Here is a 25,352-nt window from a genome sequence, read left to right as displayed (position 1 = left end):
GCTTGATGCCGACCGCCAAGATCCCCAATCCCGCCAAACCAAGACCGTGGACCGAGATGGCGACGCATCTGGTCGATGTCGCAATGGGGCGCAAGCCCGCCGATCTAGTCATCCGCAACGGGCGCTGGGTGAATGTCCATTCCGGCGAGATCATTGCCGGCACCGATATCGCCATTGCGGGCGGCCGCTTCGCCTATTGCGGGCCGAATGCCAGCCACGCCATCGGGCAGGGCACCAAGGTGGTGGATGCCGGCGGACGCTATCTGGTGCCGGGCCTCTGCGACGCGCACATGCATGTCGAGAGCGGCATGGTGACGGTGACGGAATTCTGCCGCGCCGTGATCCCGCACGGCACCACATCCATGTTCATCGATCCGCACGAGATTGCCAATGTGCTGGGCCTGCCGGGCGTTCGCCTGATGCATGACGAGGCCGTGGCCATGCCCATCAACGTGCACGTGCAGATGCCGTCCTGCGTGCCCTCGGCGCCGGGGCTCGAACATGCCGGTGCGGAACTGACGGTCGCCGATGTGGCGGAGGCGATGACGTGGGAAAACATCATCGGTCTTGGCGAGGTGATGAATTTCCCCGGCGTCGCCGCCAATGACCCGGTGATGTCCGGTGAGATCGCCGAGACGGTAAAGGCGGGCAAGACGGTCGGCGGCCATTATGCCTCGCGTGACCTCGGCCTGCCGTTTCATGGCTATGTCGCCGGCGGGCCGGAGGACGATCACGAGGGCACGCGCGCCGAGGATGCGATTGCCCGCGTCCGCCAGGGCATGAAGGCGATGCTGCGGCTGGGCTCGGCCTGGTACGATGTTGCCTCGCAGATCAAGGCGGTGACGGAAAGCGGCATCGATCCGCGCAATTTCATCCTGTGCACCGACGACAGCCATTCCGGCACGCTTGTTCACGAAGGCCATATGGACCGGGTGGTGCGCCACGCCATCCAACAGGGATTGAAGCCGGTGACGGCCATCCAGATGGCCACGATCAACACCGCCCAGCATTTCAAGCTGGAGCGTGAGCTGGGCTCGATCGCACCGGGACGGCTGGCCGACCTGCTGATCGTCTCCGATCTGGCCGAGATGACCATCGACGAGGTCTACGGGCGTGGGATCAGGCTGGCCAAGGGCGGCAAGCTGGAAACCGACATCCCGGCCTACAATTATCCGAAGACGGCGAAGAACACGGTCAAGCTCGGCAAGAAACTCAAGGCCGTGGATTTCGACATCGTGGCGCCCAAGGGCGCCAACGAAGTGCGCGTGCGCGTCATCGGCGTGATCGAGAACCAGGCGCCGACACGGGCGCTGGAGGCCGACCTGCCGGTTGAAGACGGGCTGGTCGCCATGGACCGCCGCAACGATGTCTGCCAGATCGCGCTGGTCGAACGCCACAGGGGCACGGGCGGCGTCACCAATGCCTTCGTCTCTGGCTTTGGCTATATGGGCGACTGCGCCATGGCCTCCAGCGTCGCGCATGACAGCCACCACATCATCGTCGTCGGCACCAACAAGCAGGACATGGCCCTGGCGGTCAACCGGCTGGGCGAGGTCGGCGGTGGCGTTGTTTTGTTCTCCAAGGGCAAGGAACTGGCACTGGTCGAAATGCCGATCGCCGGCCTGATGTCGGACGAGCGCGCCGAGATCGTCGCCGCCAAGGCGGAGAAACTGACGGAGGCGATGCGCAAGATGGGCTGTTCGCTGAACAACGCCTACATGCAGCACTCGCTCTTGGCGCTGGTCGTCATTCCCGAGCTCAGGATTTCCGACGTCGGTCTGATCGATGTGACGACCTTCCAGAAGGTCGACCTGTTCGTCTGAAGATCAGCAGGGCGTTTGCGATGCTCACCCGCCGGTGGCGATGGTCAGCACCTTGAACGGCGTGGTGATGACGATCTCGGCGACCGAACCAACGGCCTTTCCGAGACCCTGCCCAAGGTCGTCGAGCTGCCCCGGCGGGCTTTCGTCCGAAGCCAGGCCGGCCGGCGCGCGCAGGCCTTTGCCAAGCAATTGCACCAGGAACGGGTTGTCGGCGAACTTGGCATGGTTCAGTTGGTCGCCGCCCTTCGTCTTGGTCAGGTCCACCACCGACACACCATAGCTGGCCAGGTCCGCCGCGTTGCCGTAGTCGCCGACACGGGGCTTGTCGCCGGAGATGAAGGAAGAGAGCTTGAGGGCGCGATCGTCCCCTGAAAGCAGGATGGCGAAAGGCTTGGTGGGCTTGCCGTAGCGGATCATCTGTTTCTTGAACACATCGACGTCGATGTCCGGTGACGCGAGAATGACATAGCCGAGTTTGCCGCCGAGATCACGGTCGCCGGTGATGGCGAGTTGGCGCAGCGCCTCCATGGTCACCCAGTTCCCCATCGAATGGGCGATGATGTCGATGCTCTTGACCTTGGTCTTGGCCAGCATGCGCAGCGTCGCTTCGAGGTCGTCGCGCGCGGCGGTGGCGCTGTCCTTGTCATAGAGGTAACCGGTTGTCTTGGCGCTTGAAGCCCACGAGAACAGCACCGGCGTGCCCGTGTATTGCGTATCGTGAACGATCTGCGTCAGCCGATAGATGCCGTCATCGAAGCCGTTGTTGAAGCCGTGCACGAAAACCAGCGCGCGATCGCCGCGCATGGCGATATCGGCGCCAACCGCCTTGGCGAATTGCGGCGCATTCTCGTAGTAGGCGACATCCTTTGCGGTGAAATCCTTGGCCGGATTGCTGTTGGCCGATCCCTTTGCCCTTTCGATAGCGCCGACCTGATGGATCTTGGGGACGGTCACATCCACACGCGCGTAGCTGGTGGTGAGGGAGCGATCGCCGTCGAAGACCTGCCGCGGCTGCTTTGTGGCCCTCTGCCGTGTCGTGGCGACGAAGATCTCATGCGTCGCCGCTATGTCGGAGGCAGGAACCGCGATCGTTGTCTTGTTGAGAAGGTCATGCGTGTTCTGACCGGCGCAGCCTGTAACAAGCAACGCGAAGGCGACGATGAGGAAGCTCTTCGAACGCACGGCTACACAGTCCCCGTAAGCGACGCCAAGCTGATGGCATCCATGGGCATGTCGATAAAGACAGTGTCCGGCCCGGTCCAGTTCAAAGTGTTCCGATGGTGCGGCAATCGTGAACGTGACCGCCGAAATCCACCGGAAAGCATCCTATTGTCCAAGCAGGCTGATGCGGTCGGTAACGTCGCGGTCGCTGGCAAAGCCGTCATCCTCGCGAAGCCGCTGGCCGATCATCTTCACCATGGCCGGATTATCGGCGAACTTGTTGTGGTTGAAGCTATCCGTTCCCTTGAGTTTCGACAGATCGACGACCGTCACGCCATAGTTGGCGAGGTCGGCAGCGTCCTTGTAATCGCCAACGCGCGGCCGTGAGCCAGCGAGCAGCCCGGAGATACGCAGCGCCCGGTCGTCACTGGACAGAAGCAGGATGAACGGCTTGTCCGGCTTGCCATAGCGGCGCATCTGGCTCTTGAACACGTCGACGTCGATGTCGGGCGAGGCCAGCACCACGTCGCCCAGCTTGCCGCCAAGGTCGCGGTCGCCGGTGATGGCGAGCTGGCGCAGCGCTTCCATGGTGACCCAGGTTCCCAGCGAATGCGCGACGATGTCGATGCGCCGCGCGCCCGTCTGCGCGAGCATACGCAGCGTCACTTCCAGCTGGTCGCGCGCGGCACTCGCGCTTTCCTTGTCGTAGACATAGTCGGTGGTCCTGGCGCCCGAGGCCCAGGAGAACAGCACCGGCGTGCCCGGATAGCCGGAATCATGGACGATCTGGGTCACACGATAGACCGCGCTGTCGAAACCGGTGTTGTAGCCGTGGACAAAGACCATGACGCGGCCGCCACGCGCGGCGATGTCGGCGTTGAGCGCGCTCGAAAACTGGGGTGCCGTATCGTAGCCGACGACCTCGGAGGCCATGAAATACTTGGCCGGGTCATTCGACTTGCCGCGCGAGCGTCGCTCGATCTGCCCGGTCTGGTGGACGCCGGGAACGGTGACGTTGACGCGGGCGTAGTTCAGCGTCGCCGAACGCTCGCCGTCGAAAACCTTGTTGGGATCATCGGACTTCTTGCGCGTCGTGGCGATGAAGATGCTGTGATTGCCGGCAATCTCCGTCACCGGCGTCGCGACGACGGCGCTGCCGAGAATTTCCTGGGTTTGCCGGCCAGCACAGCCGGCAATCAGCAAGGCAAGGGCAATGATGCAAATCTTCTTGAAAGGCACGTCTGAATTCCACTCCGGCCAGCAGGCCTCCGCGACACCTCCCGGACAGGTAGAGTGCGGCGGAAGTAAGTCGTTTGCGGTTGAAATGCCGTCAGCGCCCCGCGACCGCCATGGCACTGTTGCGCGAAAGCCCAAAGGGCGGCGGGAACCCTGGTATGCTTGAGAATGGCATCACCGTCGGTTCACTGATTTCCGGCGGCGATATGGATGACGACCGATGTGGCGGCATGAACAAACGCCTCCAAGTGCTTGCCGGGATTCTGGGAATGTCCTTTTGCGGGAATCGCCGGACAATGGCTTCGGCAGGCGGGATATGCAATAGCATGGAGGCAAGTCGCATGGCTCGCCCCATCACGCAGGCAAACGATGCCGCTTGACCCCATCAATGGTACAGGGCCGCAAACGAGACGCGGTCCAAGGTGATTTTCCGATGACCAGTTTTTCCTCCCGCGTCGCCACCGCCGCAGCCGCGATCCGCCAGATCTTTCCGGAAACGCCGCTGCAGGAAAACGACTATTTGTCGAAGAAGACCGGTGCGCGCGTGCTCCTGAAGCGCGAGGATCTGTCGCCTGTGCGTTCATACAAGATCCGCGGCGCCTTCAACTTCTTCCGCAAGGCACTTGCAGCCGGCAATGATGCGGAACTGTTCGTCTGTGCTTCCGCCGGCAATCATGCCCAGGGCTTCGCATTCGTCTGCCGGCATTTCGGCAAGAAGGGTGTTGTGTTCATGCCGGTGACGACGCCGCAGCAGAAGATCGATAAGACGCGCCTGTTTGGTGGCGAGTTCGTCGAGATCAAGCTGGTCGGCGACTTTTTCGACGATTGCTACCGGGCCGCCTTCGAGTTCACTGAAAGTGCCGGCGCGCATATGGTGCCGCCTTTCGACCACAAGGACATCATCGAGGGGCAAGCGACCGTCGCCTACGAAATCGCCGCGCAGTTGGGCGCCCGCATGCCCGACATCGTCATGCTGCCGGTCGGTGGCGGCGGTCTGGCAGCCGGCGTGACGCACTATTTCGCCGATCAGGGCCGCGAAACGCGCTTCGTTTTTTGCGAGCCCGCCGGTGCGCCGAGCCTGAGCGAGAGCCTGTCCGCCGGCAAGCGCCTCAAGCTCGCCAAGGTCGATAATTTCGTTGATGGCGCGGCCGTGGCCGAGATCGGCCGCGAGCCGTTGCGCTACCTCAAGGATTTTCCCGCCGACACCGTGCGGCTGATCCCGGAAAACCGGCTCTGCGCGACGATGATCGAGATGCTCAACATCGAGGGCGTCGTTCTGGAACCGGCCGGCGCCTTGGCGATCGACGCACTGAAGGATTTCTCCAGGAAGGAGATCAGGGGCAAGACCATCGTTGCGGTCGTGTCCGGCGGGAATTTCGATTTCGAGCGGCTGCCGGACGTCAAGGAAAGGGCGCTGCGCTTCGAGGGCTTGAAGAAGTACTTCATCATCCGCTTTCCGCAGCGGCCGGGCGCGCTACGCGATTTCCTCGAAATGCTCGGTCCCGACGACGACATTGCGCGCTTCGAGTATCTGAAGAAGTCGGCGCGCAATTTCGGCTCGGTGTTGATCGGCATTGAAACCAAGGACCGCCGGAATTTCGACCTGCTCAGGGCGAATTTCGAAGCCGAGGGCGTCCAGTATCAGGACATCACCGACAACGAGACGCTGGCGGGGTTCATCATATGAGCGGCAAGACAGGGAAGATATTCATAGCACTGTTTTCCGGCATCAATGTCGGCGGCAACCGCATCGTCAAGATGGTCGAGCTGAGGGCGCTCTTCGAGGATCTCGGTTTCAGCGAAGTCGCCACCTATGTGCAGAGCGGCAACGTTGTGTTCCAGTCCGGCAAGGGCGATACGGCAACGCTGACCAGCCAATTGGAGGCAGCCTTCGAGAAGAAATGGGGATTTCATTCGCGCATCATGGTTCGCGACGCGGACTGGTTCGAGCGTCTGGTCGAGCAAAACCCGTATCCGGAGGTTGCGGAGGAGCCGACCAAGCTCCACGCCTATGTGCTGGAGCGAGAGCCGACTGCCGAGGACGAGGCCCGGTTGTCGGAAAAATGCACAGGTCCGGAGAAATTTCAGATCAAGGGCGACGTGCTCTATCTGCATGCCCCTGATGGGCTCGGCAAGTCCGTGTTCGCAGGACTGATCCCGCGCACGCTGAAAGTGCCAGGCACCGCGCGCAACTGGCGTTCGGTGCTGGCATTGCTGGAAATGGCCGGCAAAGTCGGCAGCGGCAGCTGACTTCGAAATATGTTTATGCTGCGCGGTTCCAGTCGAACACCAGCTCTTCGCGGAAAGCGAAGCGTTTGATGTGATCGGCAACGACCGTTTCCAGCCGTTCGATCGAGCCGGCTTCCTCTGTCGTAACCTCGATGTGGAGAGTTGCCGCATCCGCGTCCATCACAGTGCGGCCCATCGACAGATCGATGACGCCGTGGCTTGGGTCGAACTCGACCGGAAATTTGTGCGCCCAGTGCTTGCAGAGTTGCTGCAGATAGCGGCTCGCATGTTCGGTGGCGACGTCGGCACGGCTGGTTGTCATGGTCGGTTCTCCTGGCGCCAGAGAGGGGCTGGCGCGATATCCGGACAGATAGGCATGATCTGGCGAAGCGCCAGACTGGCGGACAGCGTTGGCAGCCATCCGTCTTGTGCGACGGGATCGGCTACCAGCTTCCCGTATTCGCCATCGAGGCCCACGGCTCGGCCTTGGGCTTGGCCGGACCTTTCTGCAGAAGCTCGATCGAGATGCCATCCGGCGACCTGATGAACGCCATGTTGCCGTCGCGTGGCGGGCGGTTGATGGTGACGCCCTTGTCCATCAGGTTCTGGCAGGTGGCGTAGATGTCGTCGACCTCATAGGCGAGGTGACCAAAATTCCGGCCACCCTTGTAGTCTTCGGCATCCCAATTGTAGGTCAGTTCGACCAGCGGCGCCTTGTCGGCGATGCCGCTGTGCTCGTCTTCCGAAGCCGCGAGGAAGATCAGCGTGAAGCGACCCTGTTCATTTTCGTAACGGCGCACTTCCTTCAGGCCAAGCTTGGCACAGTAGAAATCGAGCGAGGCATCGATATCGGCGATGCGAACCATGGTGTGCAGATAGCGCATGGGATTTTCCTCGAGGATGTTGTGTCGCGCGGAACATACGAGCGGCCCCCTCAAAGGGCAATCGCCAACAGTTGATGGCGTCGGCAAACAACAAATCCGGTATTGCCGTAATGAACCGTGAAAAAAGGCACGGCAGGTCTTGCACACACCGGAAGGCGCAGTGTTAATCTGATGTCAAGAATCAGTAGCGGTGTTCTTGAAAAAAGGGGGCATTCTTATGGGGGAAAAGGCCTCTTTCATGGGGCGGGACGGGACCGTTGGCGACGCCTTGAAGCGGGAGGATGGCGGCGATGCCGATCTCGTTGAAGTCGCCGGTGCCATCAAATGGTTCGATGTGGCCAAGGGCTACGGTTTCATCCTTCCGGATGGCGGTTCGTCAGGCGATATTCTCCTCCATGTGACATGTCTTCGAAAGGACGGCTTCCAGACCGCTCTGGAAGGCGCCCGCGTTGTCTGCCTCGTCAAGCATGGCGATCGTGGCTTGCAGGCCTTCCGTGTTCTTTCCATGGATGTCTCCACGGCGATCCATCCGGCGGAGATGCAGGAGCAGCGCACCCATGTGTCGGTGACGCCGGAGAGCGGCCTCGAGCGCGCTCTGGTGAAATGGTTCAACCGCACCAAGGGCTTCGGCTTCCTGACACGGGGCGAGGGCACCGAGGACATTTTCGTCCATATGGAGACGTTGCGCCGCTACGGCATCACCGAGCTTCGCCCGGGACAGGTCGTGCTGGTTCGGTTCGGGCGCGGCGACAAGGGCCTTATGGCTGCCGAAATTCACCCCGATATGGGTACCTTGTCGGTTTCGCATTAGGACGATTTCCGGCCGAGGATCTTGAATGGCTCACAGGAACTGGCTGACGGCCGGCGTGGTCGGCGCCGCGATGGCAGTGGTCATCGCCGCCAGCGCTTTCTTCTATTCACAGGAATCGAGTTCGGCCGACGGCAAGGCGATGATCCTTCCTGTCGATCCTGCGCCGCTGGTCGCCGTGACCAAAGGCGGTGACCGATCATTCTCCATTGAAGTTGCCGATACCGAGGCCGAGCGCGAGGCCGGCTTGATGTTTCGTACCGACATGGCCGACGATCATGGCATGCTGTTCGTGTTCGACGCGTCGCGGGAGGTCAACTTCTGGATGAAGAACACGCCGATGCCGCTCGACCTCGTCTTTGTCGGCGAGGACGGCCGGATCCGCTCAATCAAGCGGGGCGAAGCTCAGTCAGAAGCGATCATCTCGCCCGGCGCGCCGGTCCGCTACGTGCTGGAGCTCAAGGCGGGAACGGCCGCCAAGGATGGCATCGCGGACGGCGATCTGTTGCGCCATCCGAAAATCGGCGCGAATGTTGACTCTGACTGAGCGTCTGGCCGATGCAATTTTTCTCCCATGACGGTTTCGAGCTTGCCTACCTTGATCGCCAACCGGCATCGGGGAGCGGCGATCCGGTCTTGATGATCCACGGTTTTGCCTCCAGCCACTCCGTCAACTGGGTATCGCCTGGCTGGTTCAAGACGCTGAACGATGCGGGCTACCGTGCCATCGCCTTTGACAATCGCGGCCATGGCTCGTCTTCGAAAAGCTATGACGAGGCCGACTACACGCCTGCGAAAATGGCTTCCGACGCGGCGGCTTTGCTGGACCATCTCGGCATCGAGCGGGCGCATATCATGGGCTATTCGATGGGCGCGCGCATATCGGCGTTCCTGGCGCTGTCCGATCCGGATAAGGTGGCGACATTGGTCTTTGGCGGGCTCGGCATCGGCATGATCGACGGCGTCGGTGACTGGGATCCGATCGCCAAGGCGCTGCTTGCCGATGATCCGGGTTCCGTCAGCCATCCGCGCGGACGTTCGTTCCGCGCCTTCGCTGATCAGACCCGCAGCGACCGCCTGGCGCTGGCGGCCTGTATTGCCACCTCGCGGGAATTGCTGACTGAGGACGACCTCGCGCGTATCGCCCAGCCGACGCTGGTCGCTGTCGGGACGACGGACGACATTGGCGGCTCGCCGGACGAACTGGCCGCCTTGATGCCGAACGCCCGCGCTTTTCATATCGAGGGCCGCGACCACATGCTGGCGGTCGGGGACAAGTCCTTCAAGCAGCGCGTTCTGGAGTTCTACGCCGAAAATCCGCTCTGAGCGGTGCGGCGCTGGCTTATCTCCTCGTCGCCTGTGCGGAGATGCTGCAAGGGCTCGGAGACTTTTCCTGACGGAAGCTTCGGCCTGGCCTCAGGTGGGGCTTGAAGCCAGCCCGAGCGCCTCGAGCGACCGCGCCATATTGTGCCTGGCCTGTGCTTCGAACCGCTGCTGGAATTCCTCGGTGTGGAAGATGTGCTCGCGGGCAAGGAAGGTCTTCAGGACCGCGCCACGGCCGGCGCGCCACATTGGCTCCTCCACCCATCCATACTCACGGCGAACCGCGCGTTCATAGGCGTCGAAAGCGCCCGGCTCCGCGCCAAGGATCGACAGGTCCATGTCGAGGAACAGGGCGGCGTCACGAAGGGCGCTTTCGTCGGCAAGCCGAGGCAATTCATGGGTGGCGGTGGCGACGATCATCGCCGTGATGCGGCCGATCCGCTTCGTGTCGGTGCGGCCGGCAAGCTCCTTCGCGGCAAGCGCAGCGCTTCGAGCCTCGTTGTCCTTGGCCCGGCTGTCATAGATAGCATCGTGGAACCAGATCGCCGCCTCGACGGCGTCGGCGTCGTGCAGCAGCGCGCGATAGTCGCCCGCAAGCGCCAGCATCGCCTCGATATGGGCGAGGCCGTGATAGTGACGATCCCCGGCTTCGTAGAGCCTGGAAAGGGCTGATTTCAAGGCGTTGTCGATCAAGGGTTCGTTTTCCATGGCTGCTTGAATTCCCGCGAACCAAATCCATTTGATAGAGCACTAAGGAAAATTGAGTTCAATCGTGATATGATCTGGCTTATAGGTGCGGCCGGACCATAGGCAAGGCGGCAGGACACGTCGATGAACAGCATCAGCATTTCCCGATCAAACGCGTTGCAGCCGGTTGACCCGATCTGGCGCTCGATCCGCGACGAGGCGATGGAAGCGGTCAACCGCGACCCGCTGCTGGCGGCATTCCTCTATTCGACGATCCTCAACCAGGAGAGCCTGGAAGAGGCGGTCATCCACCGGCTGGCCGAGCGGCTCGACCACCAGGACATCGGCTCCGACCTTATTCGCCAGACGTTCAAGGCGATGCTGGCCGATGACAAGGAGTGGTCGACAACGGTGCGTGTCGACATCCAGGCCTATTACGACCGCGATCCGGCCTGCGATCGTTTCATCATGCCGGTGCTTTATTTCAAGGGCTTCCATGCCATCCAGACCCATAGGCTGGCGCATTGGCTGTGGAACCAGGGCCGCAAGGATTTTGCACTCTACCTGCAGAGCCGCTCCTCGTCGGTTTTCCAGACCGACATCAACCCGGCCGCCCGTATCGGCAAGGGCATCTTCATTGATCACGCCACGGGCCTCGTCGTCGGCGAGACCGCAGTGATCGAGGACGATGTGTCCATCCTGCATGGCGTGACGCTGGGCGGCACCGGCAAGGCCGGTGGCGACCGCCACCCCAAGATCCGCTACGGTGTGCTGATTGGCGCTGGCGCCAAGATTCTCGGCAATATCGAGATCGGCCATTGCTCGAAGATCGCCGCCGGCTCGGTCGTGCTCTCACCCGTACCGCACAACAAGACGGTTGCCGGCGTACCCGCCCGCGTCGTCGGCGAGACGGGCTGCGATCGGCCTTCGCGCCAGATGGACCAGCTTCTTCCGTCCCAATCGATGGATCAGGTCGTCTCCTTCGACATCTGATTTCCCGGGGCGTTGCTCGATCGGGCAGGGATTGCCCGACGGGCTCGTTGGCACGCCAGCATCCCCTGCAATAACCCGGCCTTGCCTTTACATCGCCATTGTCGACGTGCCAGAAGCGCATTCACACGAGCAAGCCGACGATCGGAGAAGACTGTTGAAGCCCGACGAAATCAGAAAGCTGGACGCCTATTTCAAGCGCGTCTTCCAGAACCCCAAATTGCAGGTGAAGGCGCGGCCGCGCAAGGACGATTCGGCCGAGGTCTATGCCGGTGACGAATTCCTCGGCATCGTCTTCAAGGACGAGGACGACGGCGATTACAATTTCTCGATGGCGATCCTCGACATCGACCTGGCCTGAGCCAGAGTACCCGCGGCGGCCGGACCCGCACCGAATGCGTCCGGCCAGCCTCCCTCAAATGATATTTTAGCGTCCCGTCGTCAGGATGCGCGTGGTTTCAGCGACGATCGCCGCCTCAAGCGCCGGCCAGTCGCCGAGAAACTCCTTCGGAAATCGATAGGTCAGACTGAGGTTGTCGCCAACGTGGATGTCGCGTTCGCAAGGCGCCAGCGACTCGTCCGCGTTTGGACCGCTCAGGCAGCGTGCCACGAATGGATCCTTGCCTGGGCGTTTGCCGACGACCAGTTGCTCGTTCATGTAGCCTGATTTCTCATTGAAATTGTAGAGCGTCGTGCCGCCGGGACCGGGTGTGCCGGGCTGGGTGATGAGCGCGCTGTAGATAGGCGCGAAGCGGCCGCTCATGTCGCGCGACATCATCCGCGGTTCAAACGAGAGGAAAAAGATCTTCTTGGTTGATCCGGTGTGGTTGAAGTCATCGCGGGCGGCCTCGCTGTAGCCATCCATTTCCGGATAGCGCAGATAGAGGTCGAGTCGCGAGGCGATGCCGTCGCGCCTTGCCTGGGCGAAGCGAATGGCATTGGCCGGCACGGAGATGACATTGTTGCCGATGACGATTCGGCGGACCGAGCCGTCGTCGGTATAGCCGGCCATGGCAATCGAGTGGCCGAACCACTTGCCGACAAGGCTGATCACCACCGAAAGCAACGCCAAGGTCGCGAAGGCGTAGAAGACCCGCTTCATCAGCCTGGAATCGACCACGGTGAATTTCGGGTCGGTCGCGGTCGCCGCCTGTCTCATGAAATCCTCGATCTCTGCCGCCTGTCCCCAGGCGGGACACATGACGCGGCATGGCCCTTGCAGCGCTGTTGCAACGACTGTGCGATTTCATGGTAAATGGATGGTAAAGATGGGTCCGATGCTGCTTGTCCTTTTTGCGTTTTCAGTCGGGTTGACGGTTTGCGGCCTTGCCGGATCGGCAATGGAACTGATCGCGGGGCGCAAGGTCGCCTTCGCTGAGCCTTATGTGTCGCCGGCGCATGTGCTGCGTTCTCTCGTCGCGACCGCCTGCGCCGGGCCGTTCATGCTGGTCAACGATGCCCTGGATGCTCGTCGTAACCGCCTGATATCGACGGCGATGCTGATCTCCTGCGGCTGTACCGCGGCCATCTGGGCGCTGGCGTTGGGCGTCGTGCTGATCGCCATTGCCTCCTGGGTCGCCATTCCCCTAGGTTCCGCCGGCTTCCCAGCCTGAACGATTCGGAGTGAGACAAATGCCGGCCTATGCGATCGACGGAAAAGAGCCCTCCTTCGAGGAGGCCGGCAGCAACTGGATCGCGCCAGACGCCACGCTGATCGGCGATGTCCAGGTCGGCCGCGATGCAGGCATCTGGTTCGGCGTCGTCATCCGCGGCGATAATGAGCCGATCATCATCGGCGCCGACACCAATGTGCAGGAACACACGATCATGCATACCGATCCGGGCTTTCCGCTGACCATCGGCGAAGGCTGCACAATTGGCCACCGCGCCCTGCTGCACGGTTGCACGATCGGCGACAACAGCCTGATCGGCATGGGCGCCATTGTGCTGAACGGCGCCAGGATCGGCAGGAATTCGCTGGTTGGCGCCGGTGCGCTGGTCACCGAGGGCAAGGAATTTCCCGACAATTCGCTGATCGTCGGCTCGCCAGCGAAGGTTGTCAGGGCCCTGGACGATGCCGCTGTCGCAAGGCTGCGTGGGTCAGCCGCGCATTACGTCGCCAATGGCAAGCGGTTCAAGGCGGGGTTGAAAAAGATCTAGCTCGACTGGCCATCGCCAGAAATGGCGGAGCCGGCCCCGGGGACGGGGGCCGGCTCCTTTCACCCGGTCGTTGGGGACGGGGAGGGTGGGGACTCGACCGGGTTTCTCGTTACATCCTCAGCGGACGCTGGCGACCGCGTCGGCGCGGCCGTCGTTGATCGTGATCCAAACGCCGGAATTCTCAGTCGATTGGCGCTTCAGGTAGGTGTAGTCGGTGTCGGTCCAGGACAGGACCTTGGGCTCGAGGTTGTCGAGGATGAATTCGCCAAGGCTGGTGCGGACGGTCAGCACCGCGTGGCCATCGCCGTTCGGCTGACGCGCGACCGTCATCAGCAAATTACCCGCCGGGACACCAGCATCCATCAGCTCACGGCGCTTTTCCAGCGCGTAGTCTTCGCAGTCGCCGTAGCCGTTGTCAGGGTAGGACCAGTATTCCTCGACGCCGTAATTTTCCAGATCGGTACGCGGCTTGATGCGGGTGTTGACCGAGTTGTTGATGTTGACGATCGTCGCCCACAGCTTCCTGGTCAGTTCGACCGGCGGTCCCTTGGGGGTCTTTTCGTTGCATTCCACCGGTATGCGCTGGCAGAACTCATAGTGGCCGACAGGCTGCGTGGTGCGGGCGCCGGTGTGCATGAAAACCGGTCCTGCTGCATAGGCTGTCCCCCAGGCGGAAAGCTGCATCGCCATTGCCATAAGCAACAGCCTGCCCCACGTGTTCTTCATTTTTCTAGTCTCCCCGTTTGAGGAGACAATGACACGACTGGATTTATTTGACGCAAAAGGCCGAAGTAGACATTAAGTAAAAGTCCAATAGAATAAACGTAAAGTTTGAATCATTTAAATATAAAAGTATTCAGGATTTTCGATGCCTCAGGGCTTGCTGGCGCGCCGGTTCGGCACGGGCGTGTGCAACACAAAGTTGGGTAGGCCTCGGCGGACTTTCCCACCGACGCGTGGCTGAATACGCAAATCGGGCGTATCAACAAAAACCGGCCGCAAACGGCCGGTTTGGTTGGATCTACCGATTTGCAACCGGCATCAGGTGCGGGGTGCGTTGAATTCTGAATCCAGTGTTTCGGGCCGCTGTATGACCGCGAACTCGATGGCCACCCCATCTTCGAAGTGGCGCACCACTTGTCCGCGCATGGTGCCCAGCATCACCTGGATGCCGATCGCCGGCTTGACGTCGATTTCGATCGCCGCGCCCGAAAGCGACAGGTCGATGATGCGGCACTGGTACTGGCGCCCATCGGTGAGTTGAAGCACGCTGGTCGGGTTGCGCGGCGCCACGCGTTCATGGCGGCGGTCTTCCGGCAGATCGAGCTCGTGCTTGTTGGCGAGCCAGGTCAATTGCGCGGCGAGCTTGTCCTTCTTGCGGTCCGACGCGATCACGGTCATCGCGAATCCGTCCTGCAGGGTGCGGGTGACGACGCCCTCGATGCGGCCGATGTGATCGATATAGGCGATGACTTTCTCGCCGGGCATGCCGATGCGCTCGGTGCGCAGCGCTACGTTGCCAGGCGACATGTCGACGACTTGGCAGGGGTGTTCGGTGCGGTCTTCCAGCATGAAGCGTCCATAAATCTTCACCCGGACGCGCTGAAAGTTACGCCTTTCAGCTCGGGACGGCGCGTAATCGACCGCCGCTGACCTCATGACTGCCTACACCCCGTTTGGCATTCCCGCGCCGATGCGAGGAATTTCAGCGGAAAAGTACCGCAGTGCAGGTTAACAAAGGGAAAAAGCAGGTCGTCAGAGCTCGGGTATTCCGGCTATTCCTCGCGTCCGCCGTCGAACACCACAAGGTGGCGAATCCGGCGCGCGCGCCCGAGTGCCGAAATCGTCTCCGGTGCGTCGAGTTCGGACGGCACAAGCGACGGTACATTGATCGCGGGCCGGTTTGCCAGGAATAGCGGTTCTTTCTCCGGATCAACGACGCGAATGGAATCAATGAGCACGTCGGTGATTGGGTCCGCTCCCAGCCAGAACGGTTTTTCAGCGGCTGTTATCGCGCCCAGGCAGCGTGGATTTTCGATGCCGCCATCAAGCGGCAGCACAAGCAGTTCGAACTTGTTGGTGCGGCCGTTGCGGCTGAAGCCTTCATAGGTGATCAGCACCACGGATTTCTGGTCGAAAACGCCATGGATGAGTTTTGAAACAAGCCGCTGGTCCTTTTCGCGCCATAGCGAGGGAAAGGAAAAGCCTTTGAGCTCACGGCCATAGGTGGCGCACAGCCGCGTGCCCGCCAGCCGGAAGACGGCTTCGCCGCGCGTATCCTTTTCAAGGATGAATGTATCGGCCAGCAGCGACTTGATATCGGCGGGTTCGATTTCAGAGCGCTTCGGCGCAGGGCGTCCGTCACGCAGGCGGTTCCAATAATGGAACAGCGTGATCGATCCGTTCTGGTTCATGTTATGCTGCTCCGCGCAATCTGTCGTCTGATGTCCCATCGGTGAACAGAAGGGCGCCCTCCGATGACCTACATGCGTTGCGGAGCAGGAAGCGTGCCAGCGTCGTTAACACTTGTTCACGGGTCGGGGCCGTTAAGGTTAACAAGTGGTTTACGTTGTGCCTGCGACAGGCCTGTGGCATACCAAAACCACTCCAGAAGCGGTCGTTTCGCGACGATCGGCAGCACTTCGGTCAAGAGTTTTAGGGGAGCAGGGGGCTCGACAAGCCGTTCAAGGGAAACCTTGGACGGCTTCTTTTTGATTCGCGTCCTGTGATTCGCTTTATGTGATTCTCTATTGTGATTTTACTGGCGGCGATCTCGTGCACGGCCAAGGCGCGCATCAAGATACGTCGCGGCGCGATCGCGAGGCTGGTCATCAGCCCATGGCGATCGCCATTGCAAAACCCGAAAATAAGGAGACTTCGGACGGAGGCCATGCGGAGATCAACTGGCTGTGGCGCTTGCGAAGTCGTCGCGCCGGTCGGCTTGCGTCCGCAATGAAAGGTAGCGTGGGCATTGGTTGGCTGGCGTTGCCTCCCATTTATGGGTAAGCGGCTTGGATGGCCGTGAAACTGAACCCCAGGACCGAGTGCAACCACGCATGAGTGAACCGGTAAGCCCTTCGGAAATCGAACAGACGCAGCGCGAGCCGGAGCCGCGACGCGAGCCGGTGTTCAACCTGCCTCCCGTCGTGCTGGCGGTGATCGGCATCTGCGTGGTCGTCTACCTGTTGCAGGAATATGTGCTGACACAAACCCAGCAACTGACATTGCTTTACGACGGGGCCTTCATTCCGGCCCTCTACACCGGTCAATACGGCTTTGACTGGTTCCTGTTAACCCGCCCCTTCACCTATGCCTTCATGCACGGCAGCTTTGCCCATATCCTGATCAATATGGTGATGCTCGCTGCCTTCGGTTCGCCGCTGGCAAACCGCTTGGGCACTCTCTGGTTCGCGCTGTTCTTCGCCGTGACCGGACTGGCTTCGGTGGTGCTCTTCTGGGCAATTCATCCTTTCGGTGAAGTGCCACTGGTTGGGGCTTCCGGCGCGATATCAGGCATGATGGGAGCGGCGGCGCGTTTTGGTTTCCGTACCGACCGCTCGGCCGGCAAAACTGCCTTCGCCGGCCCTGTGCTGCCGATCGCGATCATCCTGCGCTTGCGCGGCGTCATGATCTTTATCGCCGCGTGGATGGTGATCAACCTCGCCACCGGCCTGTTCGGCTTCGCCTTCGGCTTTGATGGCCAGATCGCCTGGGAGGCTCATGTCGGCGGCTTTGTCGCCGGCTTCTTCGGCCTGCGATGGTTTGATCGGCGATGGCAGCAACCCGAATGGACGGGCACCGACTACCGCACTTGAAATGCAACCGATCGCGGCGCACGATGTTCACTCTTAAGTGAAGCCGGTCAGGGCAGGAACCGGCAAGCAAAGCGGAGGAGGTCGCCATGACGGTTAAGGCAATTCTCGAAAGCAAGGGCCACGACGTGCTGACGCTCGGGCCGAACGAAAAACTCAGCGAGGCCATTCGCATCCTGACCGAGCACAAGATCGGTGCGCTGGTCATCACCAATGGTGACCGCAAGATCGTCGGCATCCTCTCCGAGCGCGACATCGTGCGGGTGATCGCCAAGGAAGGAGCCGCCGCGCTCGACATTGCCGTGCGCTCGGCGATGACGCCGAAAGTGAAGATCTGCAACGAGAATCATACGGTCAACGAAGTCATGGAGATCATGACCCGGGGCCGTTTCCGCCATCTGCCGGTGGAAAAGGACGGTCTGCTCGACGGCATCATCTCCATCGGCGACGTGGTCAAGCGCCGTATCGAGGATGTCGAGCGCGAGGCCAACGAAATCAGGGCCTATATCGCCACGGCTTGATCTGAAGGGAAACCGCCGACCGGAATGCCGGCCGGCGGAACCTGGCTTCTATCTGTTGTCGAGTTCGGAACGGACGAGTTCGAGCCCGCGCCTTGTGATGCGGTAGGGGCCGCCATCCGAAGACGAAACCGCCTTCTTCCGTTTCAACTTTCGAAACAGGTCGAGATCGACGCCCGGATAATGCCAGCCGTCGCGGGTCAGGCATTTGACGGAGGCGATCCGTTTCTTTTCGTTCTTTTCGATTTCAATGCGACCGCCCTGCGCGAGCAAGTGCAGGACGCGCTGTCCCACAGCGCCGCGCGTCCTCTTGGACGCGCAAAGGACGCTGTGGCACTTATAACTTGGCGCATGATCCCCTTCCGAAAATCGACTCCGATTTTCGGGGTCATGCGCTGCGCGAAATATCCATGGGAGAGTTTCCGGGAAAACAAAAAATCCCACCGCCGCGAAAGCATCGCGGCACGGGGTTTCAGGTTTTCTGCCCTGCCTCGCTAGGAGGTCAGGGCCTTACCGGGACTCAGCGTAAGTAGACATCCACTCTCCATTGGGATGGGCGGCATATAGGTGAATGCAGCAGTAAAGGCCAGTCCGTGGCTTTGCGCTTGTCTCTTTTGGCGGTTTGCACTAGCGAATGAGTTTCACTCCAGACGTGAAACCCACGTTCAAACGTGAGTTCGGTCACCGTAATTCGCAGGCTACCATGACACTCATCGACACCCGCACGCCCGACGCAAAACGCCTGATCCCCGGCGCCACCGGCGACTGGGAGATCATCATCGGTCTCGAGGTCCATGCGCAGGTGACCTCGCAAGCAAAGCTGTTTTCCGGCGCCTCGACGGCTTTTGGCGCGGCGCCCAACGCCAATGTCAGTCTTGTCGACGCGGCGATGCCGGGCATGCTGCCGGTCATCAACGAGGAATGCGTCAAGCAGGCGATCCGCACCGGTCTCGGTTTGAAGGCCGTGATCAACCACAAATCCGTCTTCGACCGCAAAAACTATTTCTATCCCGATCTGCCGCAGGGCTATCAGATTTCGCAGTTCAAGCAGCCGATCGTCGGCGAAGGTACTGTGATCGTCTCGGTCGGTCCGGACCGCCAGGGTGAGTTCGAGGACATCGAGGTCGGGATCGAGCGCCTGCATCTGGAGCAGGACGCTGGCAAGTCGATGCACGACCAGCACCCGACCATGTCCTATGTCGACCTCAACCGCTCCGGCGTGGCGCTGATGGAGATCGTCTCCAAGCCCGACATGCGTTCCGCCGACGAAGCCAAGGCCTATGTCACCAAGCTGCGCACCATCGTGCGTTATCTCGGCACATGCGACGGCAACATGGACGAAGGCTCCATGCGCGCCGACGTCAACGTCTCTGTGCGCAAGCCCGGCGGCGAGTTCGGCACGCGCTGCGAGATCAAGAACGTCAACTCGATCCGCTTCATAGGCCAGGCCATCGAATACGAAGCGCGCCGCCAGATCGCCATCCTGGAGGACGGCGGCAAGATCGATCAGGAAACCCGCCTGTTCGACGCCGTGAAGGGCGAGACGCGGTCGATGCGCTCCAAGGAGGAAGCGCATGATTACCGTTACTTCCCCGACCCCGACCTGTTGCCACTCGAATTCGACCAGGCCTATGTCGACGCATTGGCGAAAGACCTGACCGAACTGCCGGATGACAAGAAGGCGCGGCTGATCTCCTCGCTTGGCCTGTCGGTCTATGATGCCTCGATCCTGGTTTCGGAAAAGGCGATCGCCGATTATTTCGAAAAGGTTGCCGCCGGCCGCGATGGCAAGCTTGCCGCCAACTGGGTCATCAACGATCTGCTCGGGCAACTGAACAAGGCCGGCGGAGACATAGAAAAGGCTCCCGTTTCGCCCGATCAGCTCGGCGCGATCATCGACCTGATCAAGGACGGCACCATCTCCGGCAAGATCGCCAAGGATCTGTTCGAGATCGTCTGGACCAAGGGCGGTGATCCGCGCCAACTGGTCGAAAGCCTCGGTATGAAGCAGGTCACCGACACCGGCGCCATCGAAAAGGCCGTCGATGACGTGATAGCCGCCAACCCCGACAAGGTCGAGCAGGCGCGCGCCAAGCCGACCATGGCCGGTTGGTTCGTCGGCCAGGTGATGAAGGCAACCGGTGGCAAGGCCAATCCGCAGGCCGTCAACGACCTCGTCAAGGCCAAGCTGGGCATCGAGTAGGGCATGTTCGTCCGCACCGCCGGGGATCGCGACCTCGCCGCCATCCGGGCGTTGCTGGTCGAAACCTGGCATGCAACCTATGACGCCATCTACGGCGTCGAACGCGTTACCGAGATCACGGACAAGTGGCACTCGATTGCTTCGCTGAAGACAAGGCTGACGCGGCCAAACAGCGAGTTCCTCGTTGCCGATGACGGCAAGCGCATTGGCGGCGTGGCCTTTGCCGAAAGCATCGATGGCGGAGGATCGGTCGTGCTGAAGCAGCTCTATGTGCTTCCCAGCCTGCAGGGCAGGGGCATTGGCGGCATGCTGCTCGATGAAGTCATCGAGAGCTTCCCGGAAGCCCACACCATCCGCCTGGAGGTCGAGGAGCAGAACACACGAGCAATCGCCTTCTATGAGGCGAATGGCTTCGTGCGATCCGTCGGTGATGTCGGCGAGCACGCTGGTGCCTCGGGAAAGCCGACGCTCGTCTACCGCCGGCCTCTTGCCGGCTGAGCGACGCCTGCCGGCCTGTGCCTGGATCACCTTCGCGCGAGCGGTCCGGCCAAGGGCGGATTTTCATTTGACGGTACGATGGCCTGGCACCAAGCTGACGCAGCCGGTATCCGTGCGCATGCCAGAACAACTGGATATTTGCGCAAGGCGGCGTTGAGGGGGAACCATGCCAAGCCTACCAGAACTGTTGCCGACGCAGGTGTCGGACGAAACCTTTGGCGGCGTCACTTACCATGTCGCAGGCGAGCTGGTGCCCGTCCTGTCTGTCGATGTTTCGCGCATGCCTGTCTATTTCGAGCACCACATCCTGCTCTGGAAGAACTCCACCATCACCATCGGCCTGAAATCGCTGAAGGGCGCGCTGAAGCGCATGATGGCCGGAATGCAGATCTTCGTCACCGAGGCGTCAGGGCAAGGCATCATCGCCTTCAGCCGTGACGGACCGGGACATATCGTGCCGATCCATCTCAGGCGCGGCGAGGAGATCCAGGTTCGCGAGCATCAGTTCCTCGCGGCGACCGGCAATGTCGAATACACGTTCGAGCGTGTGCGCGGCATGGCGACGATGCTGTTTGGCCAAAGCGGCTTCTTCATCGACCGTTTTCGCGGTGATGCCGGCGATGGCGTTGTCTGGCTGCATGGCTATGGCAACGTCTTCGAAAAGACACTTGCCGCCGGCGAAACCATCGACATCGAGCCGGGTGGCTGGCTGTTCAAGGATGCGTCGGTCAGGATGGAGACCAAGATCGACCGTCTATCCAGTGGCTTCTTCGGCGCCAACATGAATTTCATCGTCAATCGCTTCACCGGTCCTGGCCGGGTTGGCATCCAGTCGATGTATCTGCATATGCCGACCGAGGAATGAGGCGCGGCAGCGTGGTTGCGCGTCGCCCTTCGGCCTAGCTGGAGGGGATCTCGATATTGTCGATCAGCCTGGTCTTGCCTAACCAGGCAGCGGCAAGCAGGCGGCCACTGTGGTCGTTTCGCCAGGGCGCTAGCGTCAGGCTTTCGCGCGCCTGCACATAGTCAATCTTGTCGAAGCCCACTTCGGCTAGCGCCGAAACCGCGTTGCCGGTGATGGCTGCTTCACTGCCGCCTGCCGCCAGGGCGGCCGCGGCCTTGCGCAATATCACGTTGAACTGACGGGCGATCTTGAGCTCGGTCTCGTTGAGATAGGCGTTGCGCGAGGACATGGCGAGACCATGGGCATCGCGCACCGTGGGCGCGCCGATGATTCCGACGGGCAGATCGAGGTCGCGACAAAGCTGTCTCACCACGCAAAGCTGCTGATAGTCCTTTTCGCCAAATACCGCGAAGTCGGGAGACGCCTGCAAAAACAGCTTTGCCACGACAGTTGCGACACCTTCGAAGAAGGTCGGCCGAAAGTCCGATTCCAGCCCGGAGGAGGGGCCACCGACCGAAATCCTGGTGGCGAAGCCGGCGGGATACATTTCTCCGACCGTCGGTGTGAAGGCCAGATGGGCGTTCGCCTCCGCCAGGCGGTCGAGATCGGCGGCAAGCTGGCGCGGATATTTGTCGAGGTCCTCGGTCGGGGCGAACTGTGCAGGATTGACGAAGATCGAGACGACGCAACGGTCGGCCTTCGCAAGGGCCATCCTGACCAGCGAGATGTGCCCGTCATGCAGCGCGCCCATGGTCGGCACCATGGCGACGCTGAGACCGTCGTGCCGCCAGTCGCGGATTTGCGCGCGAAGGGCGGCAACGCTGTCGACGACGACGGGTCTGCTCATGTCGGCTCCTTGCCGCTTGTCGCCGAAAAGATGTGATCCGGGCCGGGGAAGGCGCGGCTTCGCACCTCCGCCGCATAGGTTGAGGCCGCATGCGAGATCACGTCGCGCAAATTGGCGTATTCCTTGACAAATTTTGGCACGCGCTCGACGGTCAGGCCGACCATGTCGTCAATCACCAGGATCTGGCCGTCGCAATCGCCGCTCGCGCCGATGCCGATCGTGGGAATGGAGATGTGTCGTGTGATGTCGGCGGCGACGGTCTCGATCGTGCCTTCGATGACCACCGAGAACGCTCCGGCCTTTTCGACCGCGTCCGCATCGCGAAACAGCGCCGCCACATTCTCTTCGGTCCGGCCCTTGATCTTGTAGCCGCCGTCGCTTTCCACCGATTGCGGCAGCAAGCCGATATGTCCCATGACTGGAATACCGGCGGCGACGATCGCCGCGATCTGCCGGGCCATGCCGACGCCGCCCTCAAGCTTCACGGCCTGGCAGCCGGTCTCGTCGACGATGCGCCGCGCCGAGGCAACGGCTTGCGCGGCCGATTCCTCGTAGCTTCCTGCCGGCATGTCGACCACGACGCAGGCCTTTGTCGAGCCCCGCATCACTGCCTGTCCGTGAGCGATCATCATCTCGATGGATGCGCCAAGCGTCGTCTTATGGCCGTGCAGAACCATCGCGACGCTGTCGCCGACCAGCAGCAGGTCGACATGGTCGTCGAGCAGGCGGGCGACTGGGTAGGTATAGGCGGTCAGGCAGACGATCGGCTCACCGCCCTTGCGGCGGCGAATCATATCCGTGCTGGCGCGGAGATCGAGGTCGGTTGCGTCTAGGCCCACTCTTCATCTCCCTCGGCCAGTAACCATGGCGGATACCCACTCTGGGCGCGCCGAGCTTTAGAAACACGAGGCGGACTTGGCAAGCTTCCTTCCTGCCGCAAGGTAAGATCGCAACTCTGTTCTCCGGCTGGCCATTTGTGCGAGGCCGTTATGGCAAAACCCTTGCCTTCGCGATGACCTGACGCCATAAGCAGGAGACAGGCGCCGCCGGCGCGAGGACTCCGAGATGAAGACTTTCCTTACGCAGTTTTTCACCTGGTGGAACAGCCAGACCATTGGCACGCGCTTGCACACCTGGCGTTATGGCAAAAAGGTTGGCCAGGACGAAACCGGTAACGTCTATTACGAGGGCGGCATCGATTCGGAAGGCCGTACCCGCCGCTGGGTCATTTACCGCAACTATTCGGAAGCCTCGATGATTCCGCCAGGCTGGCATGGCTGGATGCATCATCGTGTCGATGTCGCGCCGCCGAGCGATGACTACAAGCCGCGCGATTGGCAGAAGCCGCATCAGCCGAACCTGACCGGCAGCCCCGCCGCCTATCGTCCCAAGGGCTCCGTGTTGACCAATCAGCATCGTCCGCAAGTGACCGGCGACTACGACGCTTGGACGCCCGGCTCGTAATCGCAAGCTCGGTCCTTTATCGCCACAATTGGCGTTTAGCTGCTTGCTGATCTGACAGCGGCAACTAGCCTTGTGATTGAGAGAATCACCCGGGCGCCAACCACCGGTATCCTTGAATGAGTATTTTCGGCCGAATCTCTGTGCGCGGACTGATGGCAGCGGCCACCGCTCTTGCCGCTTGCAGCACGGCATTGGCTGCTTCGCCTGAGCCGGCGCCAGCACCCGCCGTCCCGACGCAGGCCGCACCCTCTGGCTCCGATCGCATCAGCAATCCGGTTGCCGAATTCGCCGGCATCGACAAGATCACCGGCCGCATCATCACCTTCGATGTCTATATCGACGAAACCGTGCAGTTCGGCGCTTTGCAGGTCACGCCGCGTGTCTGTTATTCGCGGCCGCAGACCGAGGATCCGAAGACGGATTCATTTGTCGAGGTCGACGAGATCACGCTCGACCGGAAAATCCGCCGTATCTTCACCGGCTGGATGTTTGCCGAAAGTCCAGGCCTCAACGCCGTCGAGCACGCCGTCTATGACGTCTGGCTGAAGGAGTGCAAACAGAAGTCGGATGTTCCGGCGCCCGATGCGGCAAAGGCTGGTGCGGCCAAGGCCGATGCCGGCAAGACCAGTGGTGCCAAGCCCGCCGCCTCCAAGCCGAAGCCCGCTGCTGTTCCTGACACGACCGGCGAGGATACCACCACCAACTGATCCTTCGGAACCGCCACGCCGGCCAGACGTTGGCTAGCGGAGCGCGCAAAGATGCGCATGGAGGATTCCGCGATGCCAGCCAGCAAGCCGATCACCGCAAGCAAGAAGGAATTGCTTGAAATCGAAAGAGGGTTCTGGACCGGCAATTCCGCCTTCTATGCCGCCAATGCCGACACGGAATGCCTTATCGCGTTCCCGCAGATGGCGCAGGCGATGAGCAACGCGGAACTTGCCGAAACCGCCAAAAATCCAAATCGCTGGCGCAATCTCGAGATGGAGCTCAAGGGCATCGTGGAGCCTGGCAGTGATATCGTCATGTTGACCTACGAAGCCCGTGCGACGCGGGAGAATGGCGAGCCGTACACGGCCCTGGTCAGCACCGGCTACGTCCATCGCGTCAACGGCTGGAAGATGATGTTCCATTCGCAGACTCCAATGGAGATTGCTGCGAAGACCTAATCAGCTTGGCATCACGGAAAAAAGGTCGCTTCACCCTTCAGCGCGTCGGCCAGCATCTTTTCATACTTGCCGCGCGGCACATCGACCGCGCCGAAGCGTTTCAGGTGCTCGGTGGTGAACTGCGTGTCAAGCAGCGCGAAGCCGCGCGCCTTCAACCGCTCGACGAGATAGAAAAGGCAGGTTTTGGAAGCGTCGGTTTCCCTGGCGAACATGCTTTCGCCGAAGAACACACGCCCGAGCGACACGCCATAAAGGCCGCCAACCAGACGCTCCTCACGCCAGGCCTCGACCGAATGGCAATGGCCCATCCGGTGCAATTGCACATAGGCTTCGCGGATCGGCGCATTGATCCAGGTTGATCGGCGCTCCTCGCGCCTTTCGGCGCAGCCATCGATCGTGGCTTCGAAATCGAAATCGAAACGGATGTCGAACGGGTGCTTCTTGATGGTTTTCTTCAAGCTCTTTGGCGTGTGGAAACCGTCGAGCGGGATGATGCCGCGCGTCTCCGGCCGCACCCAGAATACTTCCGGGTCACCAGCACTTTCCGCCATCGGAAAGACGCCCGAGGCATATGCCTTGAGCAGGAGGTCGGTGGGGATGCGATAGCCGGGCGCGAAGGGGCGGGTCATCGCGTCCCCG

General features: G+C 61.3%; 32 protein-coding genes. 19 read left to right on the top strand and 13 right to left on the bottom strand.

Going from position 1 to position 25,352, the window contains the following annotated elements:
* Positions 1 to 5 precede the first annotated feature (5 nt).
* Entirely contained in the window at positions 6 to 1,823 is a 1,818-nt protein-coding gene (ade, locus tag ABVQ20_RS08710) for an adenine deaminase (RefSeq protein ID WP_354459105.1), read from the top strand.
* Positions 1,824 to 1,847: 24 nt separating this feature from the next.
* Here the strand turns inward: ade and ABVQ20_RS08705 are convergent, their stop codons facing one another.
* Positions 1,848 to 3,005 carry an alpha/beta hydrolase gene (locus ABVQ20_RS08705; protein WP_354459104.1) on the bottom strand — a complete coding sequence of 386 codons (1,158 nt, stop codon included), beginning with the start codon at positions 3,003 to 3,005 and terminating at the stop codon, positions 1,848 to 1,850.
* A gap of 144 nt (positions 3,006 to 3,149) precedes the next feature.
* Entirely contained in the window at positions 3,150 to 4,223 is a 1,074-nt protein-coding gene (locus ABVQ20_RS08700) for an alpha/beta hydrolase (protein WP_354459103.1), read from the bottom strand.
* Positions 4,224 to 4,378: 155 nt separating this feature from the next.
* Between ABVQ20_RS08700 and ABVQ20_RS08695 the strand changes: the two genes are divergently transcribed.
* The 3 genes from ABVQ20_RS08695 to ABVQ20_RS08685 are packed head-to-tail and all read left to right on the top strand — an operon-like array spanning position 4,379 to position 6,470.
* Positions 4,379 to 4,600, top strand: coding sequence for a hypothetical protein (locus tag ABVQ20_RS08695; RefSeq protein WP_354459102.1), 222 nt, complete (start codon positions 4,379 to 4,381; stop codon positions 4,598 to 4,600).
* A 53-nt stretch (positions 4,601 to 4,653) separates the two neighbouring features.
* Positions 4,654 to 5,907 carry a threonine ammonia-lyase IlvA gene (gene ilvA / locus ABVQ20_RS08690; RefSeq protein WP_354459101.1) on the top strand — a complete coding sequence of 418 codons (1,254 nt, stop codon included), beginning with the start codon at positions 4,654 to 4,656 and terminating at the stop codon, positions 5,905 to 5,907.
* Entirely contained in the window at positions 5,904 to 6,470 is a 567-nt protein-coding gene (locus ABVQ20_RS08685; RefSeq protein ID WP_354459100.1) for a DUF1697 domain-containing protein, read from the top strand. The genes ilvA and ABVQ20_RS08685 overlap by 4 nt, the downstream gene beginning before the upstream one ends.
* Positions 6,471 to 6,483: 13 nt before the next feature.
* On the opposite strand, the gene ABVQ20_RS08680 is transcribed toward ABVQ20_RS08685, so the two are convergent.
* A complete protein-coding gene (locus ABVQ20_RS08680) occupies positions 6,484 to 6,771 on the bottom strand; it encodes a DUF2218 domain-containing protein (RefSeq protein ID WP_354459099.1) in 288 nt (95 codons plus the stop codon).
* 121 nt (positions 6,772 to 6,892) lie between these two features.
* A complete protein-coding gene (locus ABVQ20_RS08675; RefSeq protein ID WP_354459098.1) occupies positions 6,893 to 7,333 on the bottom strand; it encodes a VOC family protein in 441 nt (146 codons plus the stop codon).
* Positions 7,334 to 7,571: 238 nt separating this feature from the next.
* Between ABVQ20_RS08675 and ABVQ20_RS08670 the strand changes: the two genes are divergently transcribed.
* The 3 genes from ABVQ20_RS08670 to ABVQ20_RS08660 are packed head-to-tail and all read left to right on the top strand — an operon-like array spanning position 7,572 to position 9,467.
* Positions 7,572 to 8,144, top strand: a complete 573-nt coding sequence (locus tag ABVQ20_RS08670) for a cold-shock protein (RefSeq protein WP_354459097.1) — start codon at positions 7,572 to 7,574, stop codon at positions 8,142 to 8,144.
* 25 nt (positions 8,145 to 8,169) lie between these two features.
* Positions 8,170 to 8,688, top strand: a complete 519-nt coding sequence (locus ABVQ20_RS08665) for a DUF192 domain-containing protein (protein ID WP_354459096.1) — start codon at positions 8,170 to 8,172, stop codon at positions 8,686 to 8,688.
* An 11-nt stretch (positions 8,689 to 8,699) separates the two neighbouring features.
* Complete coding sequence (locus tag ABVQ20_RS08660) at positions 8,700 to 9,467, top strand: alpha/beta fold hydrolase (protein ID WP_354459095.1); 768 nt, start codon at positions 8,700 to 8,702, stop codon at positions 9,465 to 9,467.
* 90 nt (positions 9,468 to 9,557) lie between these two features.
* On the opposite strand, the gene ABVQ20_RS08655 is transcribed toward ABVQ20_RS08660, so the two are convergent.
* A complete protein-coding gene (locus ABVQ20_RS08655; RefSeq protein ID WP_354459094.1) occupies positions 9,558 to 10,172 on the bottom strand; it encodes an HD domain-containing protein in 615 nt (204 codons plus the stop codon).
* A 123-nt stretch (positions 10,173 to 10,295) separates the two neighbouring features.
* Between ABVQ20_RS08655 and cysE the strand changes: the two genes are divergently transcribed.
* Together cysE and ABVQ20_RS08645 are read left to right on the top strand one after the other, a co-directional pair.
* Positions 10,296 to 11,144, top strand: coding sequence for a serine O-acetyltransferase (cysE, locus tag ABVQ20_RS08650; protein ID WP_227347784.1), 849 nt, complete (start codon positions 10,296 to 10,298; stop codon positions 11,142 to 11,144).
* A gap of 154 nt (positions 11,145 to 11,298) precedes the next feature.
* Positions 11,299 to 11,502 (top strand): DUF3126 family protein, encoded by a 204-nt coding sequence (locus ABVQ20_RS08645; protein WP_354459093.1) that lies wholly within the window; start codon positions 11,299 to 11,301, stop codon positions 11,500 to 11,502.
* A gap of 66 nt (positions 11,503 to 11,568) precedes the next feature.
* On the opposite strand, the gene ABVQ20_RS08640 is transcribed toward ABVQ20_RS08645, so the two are convergent.
* The gene (locus ABVQ20_RS08640) at positions 11,569 to 12,300 is read right to left on the bottom strand and encodes a hypothetical protein (protein ID WP_354459092.1); all 732 of its coding nucleotides are present in this window, start codon (positions 12,298 to 12,300) and stop codon (positions 11,569 to 11,571) included.
* 118 nt (positions 12,301 to 12,418) lie between these two features.
* Between ABVQ20_RS08640 and ABVQ20_RS08635 the strand changes: the two genes are divergently transcribed.
* Together ABVQ20_RS08635 and ABVQ20_RS08630 are read left to right on the top strand one after the other, a co-directional pair.
* Entirely contained in the window at positions 12,419 to 12,754 is a 336-nt protein-coding gene (locus ABVQ20_RS08635) for a DUF6949 family protein (RefSeq protein WP_435528331.1), read from the top strand.
* A 19-nt stretch (positions 12,755 to 12,773) separates the two neighbouring features.
* On the top strand, positions 12,774 to 13,301 hold the full coding sequence (locus ABVQ20_RS08630) for a gamma carbonic anhydrase family protein (RefSeq protein ID WP_354459090.1): 528 nt from the start codon (positions 12,774 to 12,776) through the stop codon (positions 13,299 to 13,301).
* Positions 13,302 to 13,418: 117 nt separating this feature from the next.
* On the opposite strand, the gene ABVQ20_RS08625 is transcribed toward ABVQ20_RS08630, so the two are convergent.
* The 3 genes from ABVQ20_RS08625 to ABVQ20_RS08615 form a co-directional block, all read right to left on the bottom strand.
* Positions 13,419 to 14,027, bottom strand: a complete 609-nt coding sequence (locus ABVQ20_RS08625; RefSeq protein WP_354459089.1) for a transglutaminase-like cysteine peptidase — start codon at positions 14,025 to 14,027, stop codon at positions 13,419 to 13,421.
* A gap of 315 nt (positions 14,028 to 14,342) precedes the next feature.
* Positions 14,343 to 14,960, bottom strand: a complete 618-nt coding sequence (locus tag ABVQ20_RS08620) for a PilZ domain-containing protein (RefSeq protein ID WP_354459088.1) — start codon at positions 14,958 to 14,960, stop codon at positions 14,343 to 14,345.
* Between the two features lie 116 nt (positions 14,961 to 15,076).
* Positions 15,077 to 15,715 (bottom strand): PAS domain-containing protein, encoded by a 639-nt coding sequence (locus ABVQ20_RS08615; RefSeq protein ID WP_354459087.1) that lies wholly within the window; start codon positions 15,713 to 15,715, stop codon positions 15,077 to 15,079.
* A 642-nt stretch (positions 15,716 to 16,357) separates the two neighbouring features.
* Between ABVQ20_RS08615 and ABVQ20_RS08610 the strand changes: the two genes are divergently transcribed.
* Positions 16,358 to 17,116 (top strand): rhomboid family intramembrane serine protease, encoded by a 759-nt coding sequence (locus tag ABVQ20_RS08610; RefSeq protein ID WP_354462144.1) that lies wholly within the window; start codon positions 16,358 to 16,360, stop codon positions 17,114 to 17,116.
* Between the two features lie 86 nt (positions 17,117 to 17,202).
* Positions 17,203 to 17,634, top strand: a complete 432-nt coding sequence (locus tag ABVQ20_RS08605) for a CBS domain-containing protein (protein WP_354459086.1) — start codon at positions 17,203 to 17,205, stop codon at positions 17,632 to 17,634.
* A 48-nt stretch (positions 17,635 to 17,682) separates the two neighbouring features.
* On the opposite strand, the gene ABVQ20_RS08600 is transcribed toward ABVQ20_RS08605, so the two are convergent.
* The gene (locus tag ABVQ20_RS08600; protein ID WP_354459085.1) at positions 17,683 to 17,925 is read right to left on the bottom strand and encodes a YjhX family toxin; all 243 of its coding nucleotides are present in this window, start codon (positions 17,923 to 17,925) and stop codon (positions 17,683 to 17,685) included.
* A gap of 409 nt (positions 17,926 to 18,334) precedes the next feature.
* Here ABVQ20_RS08600 and gatB point away from each other — a divergent pair, with 409 nt between their 5' ends.
* From gatB to ABVQ20_RS08585, 3 genes are all read left to right on the top strand, one after another.
* Positions 18,335 to 19,834 (top strand): Asp-tRNA(Asn)/Glu-tRNA(Gln) amidotransferase subunit GatB, encoded by a 1,500-nt coding sequence (gatB, locus tag ABVQ20_RS08595; RefSeq protein ID WP_354459084.1) that lies wholly within the window; start codon positions 18,335 to 18,337, stop codon positions 19,832 to 19,834.
* Positions 19,835 to 19,837: 3 nt separating this feature from the next.
* The gene (locus ABVQ20_RS08590; RefSeq protein ID WP_354459083.1) at positions 19,838 to 20,332 is read left to right on the top strand and encodes a GNAT family N-acetyltransferase; all 495 of its coding nucleotides are present in this window, start codon (positions 19,838 to 19,840) and stop codon (positions 20,330 to 20,332) included.
* Between the two features lie 166 nt (positions 20,333 to 20,498).
* Complete coding sequence (locus ABVQ20_RS08585; RefSeq protein ID WP_227347772.1) at positions 20,499 to 21,197, top strand: AIM24 family protein; 699 nt, start codon at positions 20,499 to 20,501, stop codon at positions 21,195 to 21,197.
* Positions 21,198 to 21,231: 34 nt separating this feature from the next.
* Here ABVQ20_RS08585 and panC read toward each other — a convergent pair whose 3' ends face one another.
* The gene (gene panC / locus ABVQ20_RS08580; protein ID WP_354459082.1) at positions 21,232 to 22,083 is read right to left on the bottom strand and encodes a pantoate--beta-alanine ligase; all 852 of its coding nucleotides are present in this window, start codon (positions 22,081 to 22,083) and stop codon (positions 21,232 to 21,234) included.
* Positions 22,080 to 22,877, bottom strand: coding sequence for a 3-methyl-2-oxobutanoate hydroxymethyltransferase (gene panB, locus ABVQ20_RS08575; RefSeq protein WP_354462143.1), 798 nt, complete (start codon positions 22,875 to 22,877; stop codon positions 22,080 to 22,082). Before panB ends, panC begins: the two co-directional genes overlap by 4 nt.
* A gap of 271 nt (positions 22,878 to 23,148) precedes the next feature.
* On the opposite strand from panB, the gene ABVQ20_RS08570 reads away from it, so the two are divergent.
* The 3 genes from ABVQ20_RS08570 to ABVQ20_RS08560 all read left to right on the top strand — a co-directional run bounded on the left by ABVQ20_RS08570 (position 23,149) and on the right by ABVQ20_RS08560 (position 24,713).
* The gene (locus ABVQ20_RS08570; protein WP_354459081.1) at positions 23,149 to 23,547 is read left to right on the top strand and encodes an NADH:ubiquinone oxidoreductase subunit NDUFA12; all 399 of its coding nucleotides are present in this window, start codon (positions 23,149 to 23,151) and stop codon (positions 23,545 to 23,547) included.
* Positions 23,548 to 23,663: 116 nt separating this feature from the next.
* Positions 23,664 to 24,254: a DUF2155 domain-containing protein gene (locus ABVQ20_RS08565; RefSeq protein ID WP_354459080.1), complete on the top strand. Its 591-nt coding sequence runs from the start codon at positions 23,664 to 23,666 to the stop codon at positions 24,252 to 24,254.
* A 72-nt stretch (positions 24,255 to 24,326) separates the two neighbouring features.
* Positions 24,327 to 24,713, top strand: coding sequence for a hypothetical protein (locus ABVQ20_RS08560; protein ID WP_354459079.1), 387 nt, complete (start codon positions 24,327 to 24,329; stop codon positions 24,711 to 24,713).
* Positions 24,714 to 24,724: 11 nt separating this feature from the next.
* Here ABVQ20_RS08560 and aat read toward each other — a convergent pair whose 3' ends face one another.
* Entirely contained in the window at positions 24,725 to 25,342 is a 618-nt protein-coding gene (aat, locus tag ABVQ20_RS08555; RefSeq protein WP_354459078.1) for a leucyl/phenylalanyl-tRNA--protein transferase, read from the bottom strand.
* Positions 25,343 to 25,352 lie beyond the last annotated feature (10 nt).

Origin of the sequence: Mesorhizobium shangrilense (assembly GCF_040537815.1) — a bacterium.
GTDB lineage: Bacteria > Pseudomonadota > Alphaproteobacteria > Rhizobiales > Rhizobiaceae > Mesorhizobium > Mesorhizobium shangrilense.
This window is presented reverse-complemented; position numbering and strand designations above follow the sequence as displayed.